The organism is Leifsonia sp. NPDC058248, from assembly GCF_042881905.1.
Taxonomy (GTDB): domain Bacteria; phylum Actinomycetota; class Actinomycetes; order Actinomycetales; family Microbacteriaceae; genus Leifsonia.
In genome coordinates this window covers 1-21,981 of the sequence record NZ_JBHVXB010000013.1, presented here as the reverse complement: position 1 = coordinate 21,981, position 21,981 = coordinate 1, and the positions used below count along the sequence as shown (strand labels likewise).

Here is a 21,981-nt window from a genome sequence, read left to right as displayed (position 1 = left end):
CACCTCCTCTTCCGTCTCACCATCCTCTCTCGGGATCGTCGCAAGCGCCACTCCGCCGAACGTCGAAGGGTGGCCGACGCATCGAAAACCGGTGGTTCCGGATGCGTTGGCCACCCTTCGACGGTGGTCGCGACTCAGATCAGCGACTTGGTGTGCCAGACCGTCTTCGTCTCGGTGAAGAACGCGATGCGGTCGACCGAGGGGGCCGCCGCATCCGGGCCGTTCTCCGGCTGCAGCACGCGCTTGAGCGTGTCGGCGGCGGCGATCTGCAGGTCGACCCACTCGAGGTCGCCCGCGCCCACGAGGTCGAGCGCGTTGACGTCGGCGTGCGAGGCGAGCCACGGCGCGATCTCGGCAGGCGAGCCGGTGAGGATATTCACGACCCCGCCCGGGACGTCGCTCGTCGCGAGCACCTCGCTCAGGCTGATCGCCGACAGCGGGAACCGCTCGCTCGCGACGACCACGACGGTGTTGCCCGTCACGAGGGCCGGCGCGACCGCGCTGACGAAGCCCAGCAGGCTCGTGTCCTGCGGGGCGACGATCGCGACCACGCCGGTCGGCTCCGGTACCGAGATGTTGAAGTACGGCCCGGCGACCGGGTTGGCGTTGCCCGCCACCTGGGCGAACTTGTCGGCCCAGCCGGCGTACCAGACCCAGCGGTCGATCGCCTCGTCGACCTGGGAGCCGGCCACCGCGGCGGAGACGCCCTCGGCCTGCACGATCTCGTCGACGAACTGGGCACGACGGCCCTCGAGCAGCTCGGCGATGCGATACAGCACCTGGCCGCGGTTGTAGGCGGTCGCCCCGGACCAGCCCGCGAGGGCCGAACGCGCGGCGACGACCGCATCGCGGGCATCCTTGCGCGACCCCTTGGCGGCGTTCGCCAGGAACGCGCCCTTGGCCGACACCACCTCGTACGTGCGCCCGGACTCACTGCGGGGGAACTTGCCGCCGATGTAGAGCTTGTACGTCTTCGGCACGGTCAGGCGGCTCATTTCTTGGCTCCCTTGCGGGTCGTGGTGGTGGATGCGGTGGCCGGCACCGCCGGGACGACGCGGCCTGCCGGCAGCGCGCGGCTCGGCGCGAGGTACGCCCCGAGACCGTGCCGCCCGCCCTCACGGCCGAAGCCGGACTCCTTGTAGCCGCCGAACGGGCTGGCCGGGTCGAAGCGGTTGAAGGTGTTGGCCCAGATCACACCGGCGCGCAGCTGGTCGGCGACGGCGAGGATGCGGCTGCCCTTGTCGGACCAGATGCCGGCGGAGAGGCCGTACGGCGTGTTGTTCGCCTTCGCGATGGCCTCGGCGGGCGTGCGGAAGGTGAGGATCGACAGCACCGGGCCGAAGATCTCCTCGCGGGCGATCCGGTGGCTGGTGGACACGTTGTCGAAGATCGTCGGCGCGAACCAGAAGCCGCGCTCCGGGATCTCGCAAGCGAGGCTCCAGCGGTCGGCGCCTTCGGCCTCCCCGATATCGGACAGCTCGCGGATGCGCTGCAGCTGCTCAGCGCTGTTGATCGCGCCGATGTCGGTGTTCTTGTCGAGCGGGTCGCCGAGGCGCAGGGTCGACAGGCGTGTCTTGAGACGGTCGACGACCTCCTCGTGGATGCTCTCCTGCACCAGCAGGCGGCTTCCGGCGCAGCAGACGTGGCCCTGGTTGAAGAAGATGCCGTTGACGATTCCCTCGATCGCCTGGTCGATCGGCGCGTCGTCGAAGACGATGTTCGCGGCCTTGCCGCCGAGTTCGAGCGTCAGCTTCTTGTCGGTGCCCGCGACCGAGCGTGCGATCTCGCGGCCGACAGCGGTCGAGCCGGTGAAGGCCACCTTGTTCACGTCGGGGTGGTTGACCAGGTCGCGGCCGGTCTCGCCGGCGCCGGTGACGATGTTGACGACGCCGGCGGGCAGGCCGGCCTGCTGCACGATCTCCGCGAACAGGAGCGCGGTCAGCGGCGTGGTCTCGGCCGGCTTCAGCACGACGGTGTTGCCGGCGGCGAGGGCAGGCGCGATCTTCCACGCGAGCATGAGCAGCGGGAAGTTCCACGGGATGACCTGCGCTGCGACACCGAGCGCGCGCGGCGCGGGGCCGAGACCGGCGTGGTCGAGCTTGTCGGCCCATCCGGCGTAGTAGAAGAACCAGGCGGCGACCAGGGGGACGTCGACGTCGCGGCTCTCCTTGATCGGCTTTCCGTTGTCGAGGCTCTCCGCCACCGCCAGCTCGCGCGCACGCTCCTGGACGAGGCGCGCGATGCGGAACAGGTACTTGCCGCGGTCGCTGCCGCTCATCCGGGACCAGACGCGCTCGTAGGCGCGGCGCGCCGCGGCCACGGCGGTGTCGATGTCGGCGGCGTTGGCCGTCGAGATGGTCGCGATGCGCTCTTCGCTCGCCGGGGAGATGGTCTGGAAGGGGGTGCCGTTGCCCTCGACGAACTCGCCGTCGATGAACAGGCCGTACTGGTCGCGCAGGTTCAGGATCGAGCGCGACTCGGGGGCCGGTGCGTATTCGAGGAAACTCATTGTTCTGTCTTCGCCAATCTGGGGTGAGCGCTTAGTCGATCGTGACGTAGTCGGCGCCGGAGTAGTGTCCGGTGCTCAGCTTCTGGCGCTGCAGCAGCACGTCGTTGAGCAGGCTGGAGGCGCCGAACCGGAACAGGTGCGGCTGGAGCCACTCCTCGCCCGCGGTCTCGGCGACGGCGACCAGGTATTTGATCGCGTCTTTGGACGACCGGATGCCGCCGGCGGGCTTCACTCCGATCTTCTCGCCGGTCAGCCGGTGCCAGTCGCGCACGACCTCGAGCATCGACAGCGTGACGGGGAGTGTCGCGGCGGGCGACACCTTGCCGGTGGAGGTCTTGATGAAGTCGCCTCCGGCGAGGATCGCGAGCCAGGATGCCCGGCGGACGTTGTCGTAGGTGTTGAGCTCGCCGGTCTCCAGGATCACCTTGAGGTGGGCGTAGCTCCCGTCGGGCCGGCGGCAGGCCTCCTTGACGGCGACGATCTCGTCGAAGACGAGGCCGTAGCGGCCGGAGAGGAAGGCGCCACGGTCGATGACCATGTCGATCTCGTCCGCGCCCGCGGCGACGGCGTCGGCCGTGTCGGCCAGCTTGACGGCGAGGGATGCCCGCCCGCTGGGGAACGCGGTGGCGACGGCGGCGACGTTCACACCGCCAGGCGTCGTGCCCGCGTGCGCGCTGCCCAGTGCCTCGACGGCGTACGGGACCATGTCGCCGTACACGCAGACCGCGGCGGGCCGCGGGGTGGTCAGGTCGCCGGGGTCGGGGGTGAGCGCCTTGGCGACGAGCGAGCGCACCTTGCCGGGCGTGTCGGCGCCTTCGAGGGTGGTGAGGTCGATCAGGCTGATGATCGTGTCGAGGGCCCAGGCCTTGCTGGTGGTCTTGATCGAGCGCGTCCCGAGTCCGGCTGCGCGCTGCTCCAGGCCGACGGCGTCGACCCCGGGGATGCCGTTCAGGTAACGGCGCAGGCTGGCTTCCGTGAGGTCGCCGCCCAGCACATCCACTGCCCGGGCCGCAGGTGCGAGGGTTCGCACGGGCGGCGTCGTTTCGATGGTCACGTCACTCCTTCTGTCAACTCGGCTCTGTGCGGCCGAGCAGGTGGTTCGCGGTCGCCTCATCGGTGATGAGAGTGGTGCACAGCCCACTCGACACCACAGCGTGGGCGATCCGGTGTTTGGTCTCTCCGGCGATCACGGCGATGCTCGTGCGCGCGGCACGGAGCTCGTCGAGCGAGATGCCGAGCGTCCGGTTGTTGAGCTCTTCGTCGGCCACCTGGCCGGTCTCGGTGATGAAACGGCCGACCACGTCGCCGACCGCGCCCTTCGCCGCGAGCGAGAGCACGTCATCCGGGGTCAGGTAGCCGCTGTCGACGTGCACCGAGCTGGTGTCGACCACGCCGGCGCTGAACAGGTAGGCCGAGGCGTTGCGGGCCAGCTCGAGCACGCTCTGCACCGAGCGGTCGGCCTCGATGGCGCGCCGGGTGGCGGCCTGCTCGAAGATGGCCGGGCTGGGGAGCAGCGTCGCCGTGCCGGCTGCCTTGCGCGCGATCACCACGGCGGTGTCGGCGGCCGCGGTGGCCTGACGGGTGCTGGAGACGCTGCCGTTGATCTGAACCGGGTTGACGCCGACGGCCCAGCCGGGGCGCAGGCGGGCGGCGACGGCGTGCAGGGTGCGGCCCCAGCTCACGCCGAGCGTGCGGGGAACCGGGCGGAGCGTGGTGAGGTAGTCGGCTGCCGCCTGCGCGACGCGCGCCTGCAGATCCGACTCGGAGTCGAGTGCGGGGACGACGACGGCGTCCGCCAGGTCGTAGAAGCCGCAGAGCTCGCGTTCGAGCGAGAACCGGCGGGCGCTCGGGTGCACGATCTCGATGCGCACGAAACCGTGCTCACGTGCCGCGACCAGCAACCGTCCGACCTTCCATCTGCTCACACTGAGGGCGAGACCGATCTCGTCTTGTGTCTTGCCGGCCTCGTAGTAGAGTTCCGCGGCTTTGACGGCGAGGATCTCATCGGTGTCGTTCAGGGCCACTCGTCCAGCATAGGAAGGCCCGCGCGACTGAGCAACGTCTGCGCAGATGTTGCTCATATGAGCAAGCCGCCTTTCGTTTAGGGTTGGGGTCGTGCTCATTCCCCTCGCGCTCGCCGTCGACTTCGGCGGAACCAAGGTCGAAGCCGCGCTCGTCGACACCGACGGCCGGCTCATCGAAGGCTCGCGCCACCGTATGCCCACCGGTCGCACCGCGACGGTCGCCGACCTCGAGACCTCGGTCGGCGGGGTGGTGCGCGCCGCCATCGACGCCCTTCCCGAGGGGGCCGCGCTCGTCGGCGTCGGCATCGGATGCGCGGGACCGATCGACCGCATCCGGGGCCTCGTCTCCCCCCTCAACGTGCCGCACTGGCGCGACTACCCGCTGCGCGACTTCATCGCGAGCGTCGTCGAAGACGCCGGCCTCGACATCCCGGTCACGCTGGAGATGGACGGCGTCGCGATCACGATGGCCGAGCACTGGGTCGGCGCGGCGCAAGGCGTCGACAACGTGATGGGGATGGTCGTCTCCACCGGCATCGGAGGCGGGCTCATCGTCGGCGGCCGGGTGATCACCGGCCCCACCGGGAATGCAGGCCACATCGGCCACGTCGAGGTGGGGGACCTCATCGGCGACGACACGTTCGGCAACCCGAGCGCCCTCGAGGCCATCGCCTCCGGACCGCACACGGTCGCCTGGGCTCGGCGCCAGGGATTCACCGGCACCACCGGCGAAGAGCTCGCCGCCGCGTACGCTGCGGGCGACGAGGTGGCACGCGCCGCCATCGCGCGCACTGGTGAGGCCGTCGGACGCGCCATCGCCTCCGCCACGGCCCTGCTCGACCTCGAGCTGGTCGCCATCGGCGGCGGGTTCTCGCACGCGACCCCCGACCTGTTCGACCACATGCGCAAGGTCATCGCCGACCACTACTTCCCGTACGTGCGCAAGGTGCGCATCGTGCCCAGCGCCCTCTCCTCCGAGGGCCCCCTGATCGGCGCCGCGGCGCTGATCCACCGCGCGAATCTCCTGCCCTAGCCGCTCCACGGAGTCTGCTCCGCAGCGTCCGCTCCCCGCAGTCCGCTCCCCCGCGCAGTCCGCTCCGCGCAGTCCGCTCCGCAATCGAGTCCGGAGTTGTTGGGTCGAAATCCGCGATTTCAACCCAACAACTCCGGACTCGACGTCCGGGACGGGACGGGACGGGACGGGACGGGGCGCTCAGCGGCGCGGTGAGTCCTCGAGGTAGTGCGGGCGCGCGACGACCGCGCCCGCGCCGGCCGCCGCAAGGGCCGTCGCGGTAAGCACGACGAGCGCGAGCGTCCACTGACCGGTCACCTGATGCAGCACCCCGACGACGAGCGGGCCGAGCGCCCCGAGCGTGTAGCCGACACCCTGCGTGAACCCGCTGAGCGCCACTGCGCCCGCGTGGGTGCGCGTCCGCATGTTGATGAGCAGCAGGCTCAGGGGGAACAGGAGCGGCCCAAGCCCTGCGAACACCACCCACACCCAGGTCGCGGTCCCCGGGACGAAGATCAGGCCCAGGTAGCCGATCACGAAGCTCGCCACCCCGGCGTAGATCAGCAGCGCCACATTCTTCATCCGCGACGCCAGCATCGGCACCAGAAGGGCCGCCGGGATGCCCATGGCCGCGTACAGCGACAGCAGCGCCCCCGCCTCGGCAGGCGACGACCCGGCGGTGTCGTGCAGGATCTCGGGCAGCCAGGCGAACATCGCATACGCGTTCAGCGACGAGGCAGCGAACACGATCGCCATCGCCCAGGCCAGCGACGCGTGCCAGATCCGGCCGAGTGATTTCGGCGCTCCCTCCACCTCGACGTCGTGGGCCGGATGCGCCGGCTTGTGCGAGATCAGGATGCGCAGCCAGGGCAGGATCGCCAGCAGGCTCACCGCCCCCCACAGCCCGACCGACACATGCCAGCTCGTCGCGTCGGCCACCGGGACCGCGATCAGCGGCGGCAGCAGTGTGCTGATCGACATGATCGTCGCGTACAGCGAGGTGACGAGCCCGATCCGGTCGGGGAAGTACCGCTTGACCAGCGGGGGGAGCAGCACGTTGCCGACCCCCATCCCCGCGAACGTGATCGCCGAGCCGATCGCGAGCACGGCGAACGATCCGGCCGTCGCCCGCACCAGGTGTCCGGCGAGCATCACGGTCAGGGAGATCACCATGACGGTCTCGAGGCTGGCCCTGCGCGTGAAGAGCGGCGCGAGGATGCCGAAGACGGCGAAGCAGACCGGCGGGAGCATCCCGAGCAGTCCGACCCCCAGGCTGGACACGTCGAACTCGAGGCGGATCTCGGCGAAGATCGGCGACAGGGCCGCGACGGCGGTGCGCAGGTTGGCTGCGACGAGCAGGATTCCGAGCAGAGCGATCGTGCGACCGTGCCAGAGCGGTCGCGGAGTCGGCTGCGTCATCAGGCGGGCTCGACGGCGAGGATGCGTCGGGCCCGGGTCACATCGTCGGCGATCTGCGCGATGAGCGGGTCGATGCCGGAGTAGGCCACCATGCCGCGGATGCGCTCGACGAACGAGATCTCCACGTGGTGGCCGTAGAGGTCGAGCTCGCGGTCGAGGACGTAGGCCTCCACCTGCTTCTGCGGCACGCCCTCGAACGTCGGATTGTTGCCGACCGAGATCGCGGCCGGATACCGCTCTCCCTTGTCGGTGAGCCAGCCCGCGTAGACGCCGTCGGCGGGGATGAGCCCTTCCGAGTCGGGCGAGAGGTTCGCCGTCGGGAAGCCGAGCTCGCGGCCGCGCTTGGCGCCGTGCACCACGACGCCGCGAAGGGCCGGGATGTGGCCGAGCAGCGAGGCCGCGTGCGCCACGTCGCCCTCGGCGAGGAGCTCGCGGATCCAGGTCGACGACACCCGTCGCCCGGCTTCGGGCCGCACGTCGTCGATGAGGTGCACGACGAAGCCGTAGGTCGCTCCCAGCTCGCGCAGCATCGCCACGTCACCGGCGCCGCGCGCGCCGAAGCGGAAGTCGCTGCCGACGAGCACCGCCGCCGCGTGCAGGCTGTCGACCAGGATGCGGCGCACGAAGTCGACGGGGCTGAGGTCGGCGAGCGCGCGGTCGAACGCGATCATGAGGGTCGCATCCACCCCGGTCCCGGCCAGCAGGTCGAGCTTCTGCTCGATGCTCACGAGCGACGGAGGGCACTTCTCGGGTGCGAGGACCTCGAGCGGGTTGCGGTCGAACGTGATCACCGTCGAGGTGAGCCCCTTCTCGGCGGCCACCTCGCGCAGGCGTCGGATCACCGCGCGATGGCCGGAGTGCACGCCGTCGAACTTTCCGATCGTGACGGCGCTCGGGCCGAATCCGTCCGGCACCTCCGTGAGCTCCCGGAAGACCTTCACGATTCCGCCCCCTCGCCGGATTCCGCCGATGCGGGTGCTGCCGGCAGCGGACGGTGGGTGCGCAGCCAGATGAGGCCGAGGATCGGCAGGGCGAGCGGGATGAACAGATAACCCATTCCGTAGACCGACCACACCGTCGCGTCGCGGCCGAACGGGTCGATGTCGTGCAGACCGAGCGCGGCGGGGGCGAACAGGCTCAGTGAGCCGATGACCAGCACCCCGACGAGCTCGAAGCTGATGGTGATCCATGCCACCCGGTACCACGTGCGGCCGGGGGCGATGAGGGCGATCGTCGCCACGATGTAGACCACCGCCGCGAGTGCCGAGAGGGAGAACGCCACCGGCGCCTCGTCGAAGCGGTCGATGATCTGGAACACGCTGCGCCCGGTCGCCGCCAGGGCGAGCACGCCGTAGACGAAGACGAGGAGACGGCCGATCCCGGTGATGCGCCTCCGACCGTCGTGCGTGGCGCCGTGCTCCCGCGCGGACATGGTGTGGTGTGACATCGCCTTCGATTCTATTCGCGTGCGGCGCCGCCGGATGCCAGAGCTCAGCTGCCCTGCACGAACCAGATCTGGCCCATCCGGTAGACCATCACCGCGATCGCCAGGCAGACGCCGCCCAGGATCACCGTGCTCCACCGGTTGCGTTCGATCAGCGCCCAGAACGCCCCGGCGAGCGGCAGGATGAGCGCCGACATCAGATAGATGTAGAACTCGGCGAGGCTGCCGGAGGGCTCGTTGCCGGCCAGCGGCGCCACGATCGCCACGACCAGCTGCCCCACCAGCAGCAGTTCGACCAGCGCGACCGCACCCATGCTGACGTCGCCGGGCACCCGACCCGCCAGCCCGAGCACGATGCACAGCACGCCTGCCAGCGCGGCGACGATCACCTGGACCGTCGTGAACCACTCGATCATGCGTCGGCGATCTCGTCGGCCGGGAAGTTCACCAGGCTCCTGGCTTCTTTTCCCCGGAATTCGATGAGGCCGACGAGGTGGCCGGTCGGTGCGATGGCCGCGACGGGCACGCCGCTCCCATCCTCCCGGTCGGGCACGTGGATGCGCTTCCCATGCGTCAGATCGATGGCCTGCTGCTCGCTCAGCTCGAAGCGCTCGAACAGGATGCTCGCCGCGTCGGCCGCCGGGACGAGCCGGCCGGCCACGTCGAGGCCTTCGATCGGCCGGGCATCCTGAACCGAGAACGGTCCGACGCGGGTGCGCCGCAGCGCCGTCAGGTGTCCGCCGACTCCGAGGCCTGCGCCCAGGTCGCGCGCGAGCGACCGGATGTACGTCCCCGACGAGCACACGACGCGAACGTCGAGATCGACCGCGCCTTCCGCTCGGGTCGTTCCGAGCAGTTCGAACTCGGAGATGGTCACCGACCGGGCGTCGAGCACGACCTCCTCGCCGGCCCGCACGCGCGCGTACGCCCGCTTGCCGTCGACCTTGATGGCGCTCACCGCGCTCGGGATCTGCTCGATCTCGCCCGTCAGCGATTCGATCCCCTCGGCGATGGCGTCGTCGGCGATCGCCGCGATCGCTGCGTCGGGCGCGCGGTCGACGATGTCCCCTTCAGCGTCATCGGTCGTGGTCGAGGCTCCGAGCCGAATGGTCGCCAGGTACTCCTTCTCGGTGCCGACGATGTAGGTCAGCAGCCGGGTCGAGGAGTTGAGGCCCAGGATGAGCAGCCCGGTCGCCATCGGATCGAGCGTTCCGGCGTGCCCCACCTTGCGGGTGCCGGCGAGCCGTCTCGTGCGCGCGACGATGTCGTGGCTCGTCCAGCCGCCCGGCTTGTCGACGAGCAGGATGCCGCTGGCCGTCATGCGCTCTTCTCGCCGACGAGGTCGAGCACCATCTGCAGCTTGGTCTGGAACGAGCACTCGAGGAGTTCCGTGGCGGCCTCGTCGAGGCCGTACTTCTCGGGCAGCCGGAGGCCGAGAAGCGTGTTGAGCAGCATCCCTTCGGCCAGGAAGCTGCGCACCTGCTCCGGCTCGAAACCGGCCTCGTCGCGCAGGACCCGGTAGATGGTGATGAAGCCGTCGCGGGCCTTCTCCCCGATCACCGGGTCGTGGCCCATGCTGAAGGCCTGCATGAGTGAGAGCAGGATGCCGCGGTCTTCGATGAGGTTCACGTAGGCGGTGCCGAGCAGCCGGGTGATCTGGTCCTCGGGGGCGCCGTCGGCCTTCCACCGCTCGATCGTCTCCTCGAAGGTGACCAGCAGCTTGCCGAGGGCGCGGGCGAGGACTTCGACGAACAGGTTCTCCTTGCTGCCGAACATCCGGACCACGTACGGCTGGCTGATGCCGGCCGCCTTCGCGATCTGGTCGGTGGTCGCCCCGAAGTAGCCGCGTTCCCCGAACACCAGGCTCGCGGCGGCCAGGATCTGTTCGCGACGCTCCCCCGAGGGGATGCGGTCGCTTATCTTGTCGCTCACACTTGACAGGTTATCAGTTGATTACTAATGTCGCGTCTGTAGGTAATCATTCGATTACAAGACAGCTCGAAACCACGACAGAACGGCTCTCCATGTCCTCCAGCACCCGGCGCGTGCCCATCTGGCTCGCAATCGTCGCCGCATCGCTCCCGATGTTCATGGCGACACTCGACAACCTCGTCGTCACCAGCGCCCTCCCCGTGATCTCCCGGGACCTCGGCGCCTCCATCGAAGAACTGCAGTGGGTCGTCAACGCCTACACGCTCAGCTTCGCCACCTTCATGCTGATGGCCGTCGCCCTCGGCGACCGCTTCGGCCGGCGCACCGTCTTCCTCGCCGGCATCGTCATCTTCACGCTCGCCTCCGCGGCGAGCGCCCTCGCGACCGAGCCGTGGATGCTCATCCTGGCCCGTGCCGTGCAGGGCGTCGGCGCCGCCGCGCTGATGCCCCTCTCGCTCACCCTCCTCGCCGGAAGCGTCAGCGAGCGGCTCCGCCCGGCGGCCATCGGCATCTGGGGAGGCGTCGCCGGTCTCGGCGTCGCCACCGGCCCGCTGATCGGTGGCGCGGTCGTCCAAGGCTGGAACTGGCAGGCCATCTTCTGGCTCAACGTCCCGCTCGGCGTCATCGCGGTCCCCCTCGTGCTCGCCGCTCTCCCGAACAGCTTCGGCAAGCGGGTGCGCGCGGACGTCGTCGGCCTGCTGCTCGTCGGACTCGGAGTGCTCGGTGTCGTCTTCGGGATCGTGCGCGGCAACCCGGCGGGCTGGGACAGCTTCGAGGTGATGGGATCGCTCATCGCCGGGGCCGTGCTGCTGGTCGCCTTCGTCGTCTGGGAGCAGCGGACCCCGGCTCCCCTCCTGCCGCTTCGGCTGTTCCGCGACCGCAGCTTCACGGTCGCCAACCTCGTCGGCGTGACCTTCAGCTTCGGAATCTTCGGCGCGATCTTCATCCTCATCCAGTTCCTCCAGGTGGTCCAGGGCCACACCCCGCTCGAAGCGGGCGTGATGACCATGCCGTGGACGCTGGCGCCGATGGTGATCGCGCCGCTCACCGGCCTCGTCTCGCCGCGCACCGGAACCCGCCTGCCCATCGTGGTCGGGCTCACATTCCTCGCCGTCGCGATGAGCTGGATCGCGCTGACCCTGTCGGCGACGCTCGCCTACTCCGCGATGTGGCCCCCGTTCCTCCTCGCCGGCATCGGCATGGGCCTGGTCTTCGCGCCCAGCTCGACCGCCGTGCTCGTGAACATGAAGCCGGAGGATCACGCGAAGGCATCCGGAACCAACTCGACCCTGCGGGAGATCGGGGTCGCCCTCGGCATCGCGGTCCTCACCGCCGTCTTCACGGGAGCGGGCGGAACGCTCACCCCCACCGGCTACGTGGACGCCGCCATCCCGGCCGTGTGGGTCGGCGCCGGGGCTCTTGCGCTCGCCGCCGTGATCTCGCTGGCGCTGCCGTCCGGCATCCGCCGTCTGCGCGGCACGGCCGACGCCGTCGAGGAGCTCGAGTCCGCCGGCGCCGCCGAAGGATCGGCGGAAGCCGCCGCCCTCGTCGACGGGGCATCCCCGGCCCGCTGATGTCGGCCGGCTGACGCCGTCGGCCCGCTGACACCGTCGGCCCGCCGGCACCGCCCGTCGCAGCTTGCCGCCCCGAAACACCCCGTACGCTTGTCATCATGCGTATCGGGGTGATCGGGGCGGGAGCCATCGGCGGCACGATCGCAGCACTCCTCGACCGCGTCGGCCACCTCGTCGAAGTCACCGCGCGGGGCGAGCACCTCGACGCCATCCGCCGCGACGGTCTGAGGCTCAGCGGAGCGTGGGGCGATCACGTGGCCCGCGTCGGGGCGGCCGAGACCCTGCAGACCGTTCCCGAACTCGTCTTCGTCTGCACCAAGGCCCAGGATGCGGCCGCCGCCATCCGCGAGAACCAGCACCTGCTGGGCGGCCTCCCCGTCGTCATCGTCCAGAACGGGCTCACCGGCCTGCGCCAGGCCGCCACGCTCCTGCCCGACTCGGACTGCGTCGGCGCCCTCGCCCTCTACGCGTCGAGCTTCCTCTCCCCCGGCACGGTCACGGTCACCACGCCGTCCAACACCTACCTCGGAGCGGGGGAAGGAGCGCCGCCCGTCGCCGCCGTCTTCGCCACGGACGTCCTCGACGCCGCGATGCCCGCCTTCGCCATCGAGAACTTCAGCGGCTCCCAGTGGACGAAGCTCATCGTCAACCAGATCAACGCGATGCCGGCCATCACCGGCCTGAGCGCCCAGGACACGCTCGGCGACCGCCGGCTGCGACGCATCATCACCGCGAGCATGCGCGAGGCCGTCCGCGTGGGCTTCGACGCCGGCGTGCACTACGGCAGCATCCAGGGCCTGAGCAACGGCATCCTCCGCTTCGTCGGGTACTCCCCGCTCTGGGCCGGTCAGCTCGTGCCCCTCCTGATGCGTCGCCGGATGGGAACGACTCCGAACCCGGGATCGACGCTGCAGAGCATCCGGCGCGGTCAGGTCACCGAGATCGACTACCTCAACGGCGCCGTCGTCGGGGAGGCCCACGAGCTGGGGCGGGAGGCGCCCGTCAACGCCGCCCTCGTCGACCTCGTGCACGAGGTCGAGCGCACCCGCAGCTTCCTGACCCCGGATTCGGTGGTCGACCGGCTGCGCGGCCTCGCCTGAGCCTCGCCCCAGCCCCGCACCCCGCACCACCCCCACCCCCACGCGCCAGCCCACCCCAGCACCACCCACCCGCCAGCCCACCCCAGCACAACCCACGCGCCAGCCGCTGAGTTGCCCCATATTGTCGTTATGACGCCCGAAACGACCCCGATAACGACACTTTGGGGCAACTCAGCGCGGCCGGACCTCCCGGGCCTGTGGATAACGAGGCGAGGTCCCGCCGGGCACGGCGAACACGCCAGGGCCGTTCGGGAGCTTCCTCCCCCGCCGCACCACCGCTGAGTTGCCCCATATTGTCGTTATGACGCCCGAAACGACCTCGATAACGACACTTTGGAGCAACTCAGCGCGGCCGGACTTCCCGGGCCTGTGGATAACGAGGCGAGGTCCCGATCGGCACAGCGAACACGCCGGCTCGGTTCGGAAGCCTTCCCCCGCCGGCACCCATCGGCTAGCGCCTGGCAGCCGCCGCGCAGCACCCGCCGCCTAGCAGCTGTCGGCGAACACCCGACGCGGCAGTTCCGGGTCGGTGAGGTCGACGAGCGAGTTCGCCCACAGCCGCGGACCGGCGTCGGCTTCGTAGACCGGATTCTCCTCAGCGTTCACCAGCTCGATCGAGTAGTTCCAGATCCCGCGCAGGTCCGGCCGCAGCAGGAACTCGCCGTCGACGATCAGCAGCGCGTCGGCCTGGGCCGTCTCCCACCGGCTCTCCACCGGCACGTCCCGGCGCGCGTCGAATGCCGCCGTCTGGAAGCCCGTGCTGCCCGCCAGCTTGAACGGGTCGATCAGCACGCGGCGGAGCGTGCGGTAGTCGTACGCGTCGCCGTAGTAGCTCTGCGGAGTCTCCGCTCCCGCGCGCGTGCGCTCGGAGCGCGACCGATGGAAGTCGCCGATCGAGGCACGGAACGCGTCGTAGCCGGCATCCTGGAACACGGAGGCGAGGTCGTCGGCGAGCTCCGCCGTGCCGGTCGTGCCGTCGACCGCCACGGTGGCGCGGCCGTGACCGTAATTGTGGGCGATCTCACCCACGAGTTCGCGCAGGAAGTCGACCCGGGGCGTCGGTGGCAGTCTCATGTCCTGAGCCTAGGCCGGGGCGAGGCCGCCGTCACCCTCGACCGGTACGCTGGAGGTCATGCCGGAGCTCGAACGGGTGCACTCGCGCCACGCGAAGGCGGGAAGCGCATGAGCTTCGCCGGCACCGTCGTCGACTGGTACCACGCGAACAAGCGGGACCTGCCGTGGAGGCGGGACGGCTTCACCGCCTGGGGAACCCTCGTCAGCGAGTTCATGCTGCAGCAGACTCCGGTGAGCCGGGTGATCCCGCGCCTCGAGGAGTGGCTGACGCGCTGGCCGACACCGGCCGCTCTCGCAGCGGTGCCGTCCGGGGAGGCGGTGCGTGCGTGGCAGTCGCTCGGCTATCCTCGGCGTGCCCTCTGGCTCCACGCCTGCGCGGTCGCGATCACTGAGCAGCACGACGGCATCGTGCCTGACGAGGTGGATGCGCTGCTCGCGCTCCCGGGGATCGGCGACTACACCGCGCGCGCTGTGGCGGTGTTCGCCTACGGCGACCGGCATCCGGTGGTCGACACGAACATCCGGCGCGTGATCGCCCGGGCCGTCGACGGGCAGGGTGAGCCCGGACCGCCGAACGCCGCACGGGACCTCGCCGCGATGGAGGCCCTCCTCCCCCATGAGCGCGCAGCGGCAGCGGCCTTCAACGCCGGCATGATGGAGCTCGGAGCCCTGGTGTGCGTCGCACGCACGCCGCGCTGCGCGGAGTGCCCGCTGAGAGACGCCTGCGCCTGGCGGCTCGAGGGCTACCCGGCCTACGACGGGCCGCGCAAGGCGGTGCAGAAGAAGTACGAGGGGTCCGACCGTCAGGTCCGCGGTCTGATCCTGGCGGAGCTGCGCGCCTCGCACATTCCGGTCACCGACGCCGAGATCGAAGGGCTGTGGCCGGATGCTCCGCAGCGCGAACGGGCTCTCGCCGGACTGCTCGCCGACGGGCTCGCCGTCGCCGACGCCGGCGGCTACACCTTGCCGTGACGCCGGTCGCCCGGCTCAGGCCTCGGCGAAGACCAGCGGATCCCAGTCGAGGATGCGCGAGCGGTGCACCAGCCCCTCGGTCCAGAACGGGTCGCTCTCGCGGAACCGTTCGGCGGCCTCGCGCGAGCGGAAGATCGCCATTGAGCCTTCCGTGACCGGGTCCCCGAACGTACCGATCATGAGGACCTCGCCGGCGGCCGCGAACTCGTCCAGGTAGGCGCGATGTCGTGGGTACGTGTCGATCAGCTTCTGGAAATGCTCGGGCCCGGCATCCGGGTCGGTGTCGTAGAACGAGACGGCGTACATGCGCTCATTCTGGACCACCCGCCGGGCGACCGGAAGGTCAGTCTTCGTCGTCCTCGAATTCGCGAGGCTTGACGTAGGGGTCCTCGTCGCCGGCATACGCCGCACCCGATGCAAGGCCCGCCACCTCGGTGTCGCGCTCGCGCGCTTCACGGAGGAGCCCCTCGATGTGGGCGGCGTTCTCGGGGATCGCGTCGAGGATGAACTCGAGCGACGGGGTGAGCCGCGCGGTGATGTTCTTTCCGACCTCGCTGCGCAGCATCCCGGTGGCCGCCTTCAGAGCGGCCGCGGTGTCCGCGCGCTCCTCGTCGGTGCCGTACACCGTGTAGAAGACCGAGGCGTGCTGCAGGTCGCCCGTCACCTGAACGTCCGTGATCGTCACGAAGCCGAGGCGGGGGTCACGCAGACCGCGCTCCAGCCGCTTGGCGATGATCACCTTGATTCTGTCCGCGAGCTTTCTCGCGCGTGCCGGATCAGCCATCTTGTCTCTCCTTCACCTGCCGTGATGGGCGGAGGCCCGGAAGGCGAACCCTCCGGACCTCCTCTCACGCCTAGACGCGGGGCTTCTCCCGCATCTCGGTCGTCTCGATCTCGTCGCCGATCTGAATGTCGTTGAACTTGCCGAGGCCGATACCGGCTTCGAAGTCCGTACGCACCTCGGTGACATCGTCTTTGAACCGGCGCAGCGACTCGATGGCCAGGTTGTCCCCGACCACCACGCCGTCGCGGATGACGCGTGCCTTGGCGTTGCGTGTGATCGTGCCGGAGCGGACGATGACACCGGCGATGTTTCCGAACTTGGAGGAACGGAACACCTCGCGGATCTCGGCCACACCCGACTGGATCTCCTCGAACTCCGGCTTGAGCATGCCCTTGAGGGAGTTCTCGATGTCGTCGATCGCGTTGTAGATGACCGAGTAGAACCGGACATCCACACCTTCGCGGGCGGCACGCTCGCGGGCCTTGACGTCCGGGCGGACGTTGAAGCCGATCACGATCGCGTTGTCGATGGTCGCCAGGTCGATGTCCGACTCGGTGATCGCACCGACACCACGGTGCAGGATGCGCAGCTGAACCGAGTCGTCGACCTCGATCTTCATGAGCGACTCCTCCAGCGCCTCGACGGCACCGGAGACGTCTCCCTTGATGATGAGGTTGAGCGCCTCGACCTTGCCCTCTTCCAGAGCACGGGTGAAGTCCTCGAGCGAGATACGCTTGCGCGACTTCGCCAGCATGGCGTTGCGCTCAGCGGCTTCACGCTTCTCAGCGATCTGACGCGCCGTGCGGTCCTCTTCGGTGACGAGGAAGGTGTCGCCGGCTCGCGGAACACTCGACAGACCCTGCACCTGCACCGGACGCGAGGGGTAGGCCTCGTGCACGGTGTCGCCGTTCTCGTCGACCATCGCACGGACGCGGCCGTAAGCCGTTCCGGCGACGATCGGGTCTCCGACGCGGAGCGTTCCCGACTGGATGAGCACGGTCGCCACGGCGCCGCGTCCCTTGTCGAGCTTGGCCTCGATCGCGATACCGCGGGCGTCCTTGTTGGGGTTGGACCGCAGGTCGAGACCGGCGTCGGCGGTGAGCAGCACCGCATCCAGAAGATCCTGGATGCCGATGTCGTTGCGCGCCGACACGTCGACGAACATCACATCGCCGCCGTATTCTTCGGCCACGAGGCCGAACTCGGTGAGCTGCTGACGCACCTTGGCGGGGTTCGCCTCCGGCTTGTCGATCTTGTTCACTGCGACCACGATCGGGACGTTGGCGGCCTGCGCGTGGTTCAGCGCCTCGATGGTCTGCGGCATGATGCCGTCGTCGGCCGCGACCACGAGGATCGCGATGTCGGTGACCTGCGCACCACGAGCACGCATGGCGGTGAACGCCTCGTGGCCCGGGGTGTCGATGAAGGTGATGGCGCGCTCGATGTTCTCGTGCTCGGTCCACACCTGGTAGGCACCGATGTGCTGGGTAATGCCGCCGGCTTCGCCCGCAACGACGTTGGCGTTGCGGATCGCGTCGAGAAGGCGCGTCTTACCGTGGTCGACGTGACCCATGACCGTGACGACCGGCGGGCGGATCTCGAGGTCTTCGTCGGTCTCGTCCTCGAGCTCCTGCTCCAGGTCGATGTCGAAGCCTTCGAGCAGTTCCTTGTCCTCGTCCTCCGGGGACACGATCTGCACCTTGTAGCCGAGCTCGTCGCCCAGGATGCCGAAGGTCGCCTCGTCGAGGGACTCGGTCGCCGTCGCCATCTCACCGAGGTGGAACAGCACGGTCACCAGGTTTCCGGGGCTGGCGTCGATCTTGTCGGCGAAGTCGGAGATCGAGGCTCCGCGGCGCAGACGGACGATCGTGTTGCCGTCACCGCGGGGTACGCTCACGCCGCCCAGCGACGGAGCTTCCCTCAGCTCGAATTCCTGCCTCTTGGCGCGCTTCGACTTGCGAGCCTTGCTCTTGCCGCCACCGCGACCGAAGGCACCTGCGGTGCCGCCGCCGGGTCCACGACCACGACCGCCACCACCAGCGGGACGGGGGCCGCCGAAGCCGCCACCGGGACGCTGGAAGCCACCACCGGCACCTGCTCCCGCACCTGCACCGCCGCCGCTACCGGGACGCTGCTGGAAGCCGGGACGGCTGCCGCCGCCGGCACCGCCGGGACGCTGACCCGGACGGTTGCCGCCCGCTCCGGGGGCACCGGGACGCGGCGAACCGGGACGCGGAGGCGTCGGGCGCGGGATATTGCCCGGCGTCGGGCGCTGACCCATGCCCTGCGAGCTCGCGAACGGGTTGTTGCCCGGACGCGGGTTGCTCGGGCGCTGGCCCATGCCCTGGTTGGACGCGAAGGGGTTGTTGCCGGGACGCGGCGCGCCGGGACGCGGGATGCCGCTGCTGCTCGCCGGACGGGTGGGCGCTGCCTTCTCGGCGGTGTCACCTGCGGGCGGAGTGCTCGCGGGCGCTGCTTCTGCGGTCTTCGCAGACGCGGCCTTGTCGGCTTCGGCCTTCTCGGCCGCCGCCTTCTGCTCGGCTGCCGCCTTCTGCTCGGCGAGAGCCTGGCGCTCGGCCACCGACAGCGGAGCCGTGGGGACGGGGCCGCTCGACGCGGGCGCTGCCGGCGCGGGGGCCGGAGCAGACGGGCGCGAGGCTGCAGCAGGCGCCGGGGCCGACGCCTTGTGCTCGGTGGCGGCGGACGCCGCCTTGTCGGCCGTGAAGCCTTCCGCCTCGAGGGCAGCGCGAAGCTTGCGCGCGACCGGCGGCTCGATGCTGGAGGACGGGCCCTTGACGAACTCGCCCATCTCTTTCAATTTTGCAAGGGCTACCTTGCTGTCGACTCCGAGTTCGCTTGCGACCTCGTGTACGCGTGGTTTTGCAGCCACAATTCTCCTGTCTAGGGGGCCTACCCCTAGCAGGGCAGACCGTTAGTAACGGACGGGTCTCATTTCGAGCCGCTCATTAGTTGTCACTCATTTGAGTTCACTGTGCCGTTCAGCCTGTTCTCTCGTAGTGCGTCCTGGATGGCCTGGGTTCCGAGCATCCCGTCGACCCGCAGTGCTCGCCCGAAGGCGCGCCTCTGCAGGGCTTTCTCGAGACACTCGCCAGTCGGATGGAGCCACGCGCCCCGCCCCGGCAGAGTGGCGGAGTAGTCCGCCACGAGCTCTGAGTTTCGGGCAACGACCCTCAGAAGTGAGGATCGGGGAGCGCGAGAACGGCATCCGACGCACGTTCTAACAGCATCCATCTTACCCCTCTTGAGCTGGGACCGCCGAACGGTCACTCCCTGTCGAGAATGGAGTCCGGCTGGATGTCGATCTTCGCGCCCGTCAGCTTCGCGGCGAGGCGGGCGTTCTGACCCTCCTTGCCGATCGCGAGCGAGAGCTGATAGTCGGGCACCAGCGCGCGCACCGCCTTCAGCGACTCGTCGATCACGAATGCGCTCGTCACCTTGGCCGGCGAGAGGGCGCTCGCGACGAACGTGGCCAGGTCGGGCGAGTAGTCGACGATGTCGATCTTCTCGTTGTTCAGTTCTGCGGTGACCGCGCGCACGCGCTGGCCGAGCTCGCCGATGCACGCACCCTTCGCGTTCACACCGGGCTCGGTCGCGCGAACGGCGATCTTGGTGCGGTGGCCGGCCTCACGGGCGAGCGACACGATCTCGACGACGCCGCTGGCGATCTCCGGGACCTCGAGCGCGAACAGCTTGCGCACCAGGGCCGGGTGGGTTCGTGACACGGTGATCGACGGCCCCTTCATGCCTTTCGACACGCTCGTGACGTACACCCGGATGCGCGACCCGTGCGTGTACTCCTCGCCGGGGACCTGCTCCTCCGGAGGCAGGATCGCCTCGACGCTGCCCAGGTCGATGTGGATCATCCGGGGGTTCGGCCCCTGCTGGATGACCCCGGCGACGATGTCGCCCTCGCGCCCGCGGAACTCGCCGAGCACCGCGTCGTCCGCGATGTCGCGCAACCGCTGATTGATGACCTGCTTGGCCGCGAATGCAGCGATGCGACCGAAATCGCTGGGGCTGTCCTCGGCCTCGCCGATGATGTTGCCTTCGTCGTCCTTCTCCGGGACGTACACCGTGACATGGCCGGTCTTGCGGTCGAGGTGCACACGTGCAGCCGGCGGCTGGTCGCTGTGACCGTGGTGGTGGTCCGCCTGGTTGGTGTGCTTCAGGTAGGCGGTCAGAATCGCCTGCTCGATGATCGCCACCAGCTCGTCGAAGGGGATCTCCCGCTCGCGTTCCATGAGACGTAAGACGCTGAGGTCGATGTCCATGCCGGCCTCCTCTATTCAGATCTTGCCGCCGCGAACCGCGCGACGGACTCAGCTACCTACGATATCCGATCCTGACGCGGCCTGGAACGGGGGTACCGTGACCGCCATGCCCGATACCGAGGTCCTCGCCCGCCGAGCGGAACGCAATCCGATCGTGCGCTCGCTCGCCCGCGTGGGAAATGCGGCGATCGGTCTGATCCACATCCTGATCGGCGTCATCGCGATCGCCATCGCGATCGGCAGCGGCAGCAGCAGCAGCGGTGGCGGCGGCGGCAGCGGCAGCGGCAACGCCGACCAGTCCGGAGCGATGCAAGCCCTCGTGGCGGTGCCCGGCGGGCTGTTCGTCCTCTGGGCGGTCGTCGTCGGCCTGATCGCGCTCGCGCTGTGGCAGATCCTGCAGACGGTCGTCGCGGACGGCGCCGGCCGCCGCTTCATCGAGGCCTCGAAGGGCGTCGCCTACCTCGCGCTCGCCGTGCTCGCGATCGGCATCGCCGCCGGGAACCGCGCGAACGCGTCCTCGTCGGAGAAGTCGGCGAGTTCTACGCTCCTCGCCCAGCCCGGCGGCGTCTTCGTGCTCGCGTCGATCGGGCTCGTGATCATCGGCGTCGGCATCGGCTTCCTCGTCAGCGGGATCCGCCTCACCTACGAACGCGGCCTCCGGCTGCCCCCGAACGCGCTCGCCCCGGCGACGAAGACCCTCGGACGCATCGGCTACATCTCCAAGGGGATCGCCCTCGGGGTCGTGGGCGGCCTGGTGCTGGCCGGAGCCATCACCTACGACCCGGCCAAGGCATCCGGTCTCGACGGCGCCCTCAAGGCGCTCACCCAGCTGCCGTTCGGCGTCGTCCTCCTGGCGGCCATCGGCCTCGGCCTCATCGCCTACGGCGTCTTCTGGTGCGTCCGCGCCGTCGCCATCCGCCTCTGACCGCCGGCGCCGCGTGCCGATCCCACGCGATTCGTGCCAAAAGTGCGGTTCAATCGCCGGTGAACCGCACCTTTGACACGAATCGTTCGGCGACCGCCCGCGTCGACCATCGCCAGCCGCAACAGGGATTCCGGTCGCGAATCGGTGCCCCACCGGATGCGTTCCAGCGCCCATCTGCGGTCTGCGGCTCCGCGGGTCCTTCCGTGTGCGATCGCTGCCGCCGTGAGTTCGTCGTGATTCGCGAGCACCCGCCGCTTGCGAGCTCCGATGAGGTAGTCCCCGACCGCCACCAGGTCCTCGCGCGGGATGAGGCCTCCCAACTGGCACCAGGTCTGCGCGGGCGTACAGACGCGGAGCCCATCGCAGTTCGCGAGATCGAGGACCTTCAGGCTGTGACCGGCAACACCGCGTCCGCGAGGAGGCGTTCGTGGGTACTCGACGCTCACGTCGAGGACATCGGTCGGACAAACCGACGGGAGCGGACATCCGTACAAGCGGGCGGCCGTGTAGTGGCTGAAGGCCACGCCCCCGCCCATCCGCGTTGCATACGCGACGCATCGCGCGCGGTGGTCATCGACAGATGCGGTGGTATGTACACCGTGGAAGGGATGCGTGAGATCGAGCGCCCGCAGCCTCCGACCCTTCACGTCCATTCGGAGGGCGACGTCTGTCGTGAACGGCTGCCGACGCAGGAGATAGGGCAGTTGGTGAGCTTTGTGCATCCACAACTGTGCGCACGCGCCGCCCAGGTTCCCGACGCCATTCCCAGATGTGTGCACAACCCCTGCGGACCTCCCGCTGTGGATTCGTGGGGCAAGGGCGGGGGTTAAGGGGAAGGATCCGAAAGCTGTTTCCGCATGAGGCGCACGGCGCCCGGGCGCCCCGATGCGCCCCCGCGCGCCCGCGCGGGGGGGGCCGCG

The 21,981-nt window shown here is 69.5% G+C and carries 21 protein-coding genes; 5 read left to right on the top strand and 16 right to left on the bottom strand.

Going from position 1 to position 21,981, the window contains the following annotated elements; all coding sequences use genetic code 11:
* Positions 1-134: 134 nt before the first annotated feature.
* From ACFVV5_RS17835 to ACFVV5_RS17820, 4 genes are read right to left on the bottom strand one after another with little or no spacing between them, the layout of a single operon-like run.
* Positions 135-995, bottom strand: a complete 861-nt coding sequence (locus ACFVV5_RS17835; protein ID WP_387246771.1) for an aldehyde dehydrogenase family protein — start codon at positions 993-995, stop codon at positions 135-137.
* The gene (locus tag ACFVV5_RS17830) at positions 992-2,509 is read right to left on the bottom strand and encodes an aldehyde dehydrogenase family protein (RefSeq protein ID WP_387246768.1); all 1,518 of its coding nucleotides are present in this window, start codon (positions 2,507-2,509) and stop codon (positions 992-994) included. Before ACFVV5_RS17830 ends, ACFVV5_RS17835 begins: the two co-directional genes overlap by 4 nt.
* A gap of 31 nt (positions 2,510-2,540) precedes the next feature.
* On the bottom strand, positions 2,541-3,563 hold the full coding sequence (deoC, locus tag ACFVV5_RS17825; protein WP_387246765.1) for a deoxyribose-phosphate aldolase: 1,023 nt from the start codon (positions 3,561-3,563) through the stop codon (positions 2,541-2,543).
* Between the two features lie 13 nt (positions 3,564-3,576).
* Positions 3,577-4,533: a sugar-binding transcriptional regulator gene (locus ACFVV5_RS17820; RefSeq protein WP_387246763.1), complete on the bottom strand. Its 957-nt coding sequence runs from the start codon at positions 4,531-4,533 to the stop codon at positions 3,577-3,579.
* Positions 4,534-4,630: 97 nt separating this feature from the next.
* Here ACFVV5_RS17820 and ACFVV5_RS17815 point away from each other — a divergent pair, with 97 nt between their 5' ends.
* On the top strand, positions 4,631-5,566 hold the full coding sequence (locus tag ACFVV5_RS17815) for an ROK family protein (protein WP_387246921.1): 936 nt from the start codon (positions 4,631-4,633) through the stop codon (positions 5,564-5,566).
* A 180-nt stretch (positions 5,567-5,746) separates the two neighbouring features.
* On the opposite strand, the gene ACFVV5_RS17810 is transcribed toward ACFVV5_RS17815, so the two are convergent.
* Genes ACFVV5_RS17810 through ACFVV5_RS17785 form a run of 6 tightly spaced genes read right to left on the bottom strand, consistent with a single transcriptional unit; the run spans position 5,747 to position 10,340 of the window.
* Positions 5,747-6,964, bottom strand: a complete 1,218-nt coding sequence (locus ACFVV5_RS17810; protein ID WP_387246760.1) for a CynX/NimT family MFS transporter — start codon at positions 6,962-6,964, stop codon at positions 5,747-5,749.
* Positions 6,964-7,905 (bottom strand): bifunctional riboflavin kinase/FAD synthetase, encoded by a 942-nt coding sequence (locus tag ACFVV5_RS17805; protein ID WP_387246758.1) that lies wholly within the window; start codon positions 7,903-7,905, stop codon positions 6,964-6,966. The genes ACFVV5_RS17810 and ACFVV5_RS17805 overlap by 1 nt, the downstream gene beginning before the upstream one ends.
* On the bottom strand, positions 7,902-8,411 hold the full coding sequence (locus ACFVV5_RS17800; protein WP_387246757.1) for a hypothetical protein: 510 nt from the start codon (positions 8,409-8,411) through the stop codon (positions 7,902-7,904). Before ACFVV5_RS17800 ends, ACFVV5_RS17805 begins: the two co-directional genes overlap by 4 nt.
* Before the next feature lie 44 nt (positions 8,412-8,455).
* Positions 8,456-8,824, bottom strand: coding sequence for a hypothetical protein (locus tag ACFVV5_RS17795; RefSeq protein WP_387246755.1), 369 nt, complete (start codon positions 8,822-8,824; stop codon positions 8,456-8,458).
* Complete coding sequence (gene truB, locus ACFVV5_RS17790; protein WP_387246753.1) at positions 8,821-9,729, bottom strand: tRNA pseudouridine(55) synthase TruB; 909 nt, start codon at positions 9,727-9,729, stop codon at positions 8,821-8,823. Before truB ends, ACFVV5_RS17795 begins: the two co-directional genes overlap by 4 nt.
* Entirely contained in the window at positions 9,726-10,340 is a 615-nt protein-coding gene (locus ACFVV5_RS17785; RefSeq protein ID WP_387246751.1) for a TetR/AcrR family transcriptional regulator, read from the bottom strand. The genes truB and ACFVV5_RS17785 overlap by 4 nt, the downstream gene beginning before the upstream one ends.
* 92 nt (positions 10,341-10,432) lie before the next feature.
* Here ACFVV5_RS17785 and ACFVV5_RS17780 point away from each other — a divergent pair, with 92 nt between their 5' ends.
* Positions 10,433-11,914 carry an MFS transporter gene (locus ACFVV5_RS17780; protein ID WP_387246748.1) on the top strand — a complete coding sequence of 494 codons (1,482 nt, stop codon included), beginning with the start codon at positions 10,433-10,435 and terminating at the stop codon, positions 11,912-11,914.
* Positions 11,915-12,012: 98 nt separating this feature from the next.
* Complete coding sequence (locus tag ACFVV5_RS17775) at positions 12,013-13,014, top strand: ketopantoate reductase family protein (RefSeq protein ID WP_387246746.1); 1,002 nt, start codon at positions 12,013-12,015, stop codon at positions 13,012-13,014.
* A 486-nt stretch (positions 13,015-13,500) separates the two neighbouring features.
* On the opposite strand, the gene ACFVV5_RS17770 is transcribed toward ACFVV5_RS17775, so the two are convergent.
* The gene (locus tag ACFVV5_RS17770; protein WP_387246744.1) at positions 13,501-14,088 is read right to left on the bottom strand and encodes a hypothetical protein; all 588 of its coding nucleotides are present in this window, start codon (positions 14,086-14,088) and stop codon (positions 13,501-13,503) included.
* 108 nt (positions 14,089-14,196) lie between these two features.
* On the opposite strand from ACFVV5_RS17770, the gene ACFVV5_RS17765 reads away from it, so the two are divergent.
* Positions 14,197-15,060, top strand: coding sequence for an A/G-specific adenine glycosylase (locus tag ACFVV5_RS17765; RefSeq protein ID WP_387246741.1), 864 nt, complete (start codon positions 14,197-14,199; stop codon positions 15,058-15,060).
* Positions 15,061-15,075: 15 nt separating this feature from the next.
* On the opposite strand, the gene ACFVV5_RS17760 is transcribed toward ACFVV5_RS17765, so the two are convergent.
* The 5 genes from ACFVV5_RS17760 to nusA all read right to left on the bottom strand — a co-directional run bounded on the left by ACFVV5_RS17760 (position 15,076) and on the right by nusA (position 20,136).
* Entirely contained in the window at positions 15,076-15,366 is a 291-nt protein-coding gene (locus ACFVV5_RS17760; protein ID WP_387246739.1) for a YciI family protein, read from the bottom strand.
* 37 nt (positions 15,367-15,403) lie between these two features.
* A complete protein-coding gene (gene rbfA / locus ACFVV5_RS17755) occupies positions 15,404-15,844 on the bottom strand; it encodes a 30S ribosome-binding factor RbfA (protein ID WP_387246737.1) in 441 nt (146 codons plus the stop codon).
* Positions 15,845-15,914: 70 nt separating this feature from the next.
* Positions 15,915-18,734, bottom strand: coding sequence for a translation initiation factor IF-2 (infB, locus tag ACFVV5_RS17750; RefSeq protein ID WP_387246735.1), 2,820 nt, complete (start codon positions 18,732-18,734; stop codon positions 15,915-15,917).
* 83 nt (positions 18,735-18,817) lie between these two features.
* Positions 18,818-19,096, bottom strand: a complete 279-nt coding sequence (locus ACFVV5_RS17745) for a YlxR family protein (protein ID WP_387246919.1) — start codon at positions 19,094-19,096, stop codon at positions 18,818-18,820.
* A gap of 32 nt (positions 19,097-19,128) precedes the next feature.
* On the bottom strand, positions 19,129-20,136 hold the full coding sequence (gene nusA / locus ACFVV5_RS17740) for a transcription termination factor NusA (RefSeq protein ID WP_387246733.1): 1,008 nt from the start codon (positions 20,134-20,136) through the stop codon (positions 19,129-19,131).
* Between the two features lie 106 nt (positions 20,137-20,242).
* Between nusA and ACFVV5_RS17735 the strand changes: the two genes are divergently transcribed.
* On the top strand, positions 20,243-21,061 hold the full coding sequence (locus ACFVV5_RS17735; protein ID WP_387246731.1) for a DUF1206 domain-containing protein: 819 nt from the start codon (positions 20,243-20,245) through the stop codon (positions 21,059-21,061).
* Positions 21,062-21,981 lie beyond the last annotated feature (920 nt).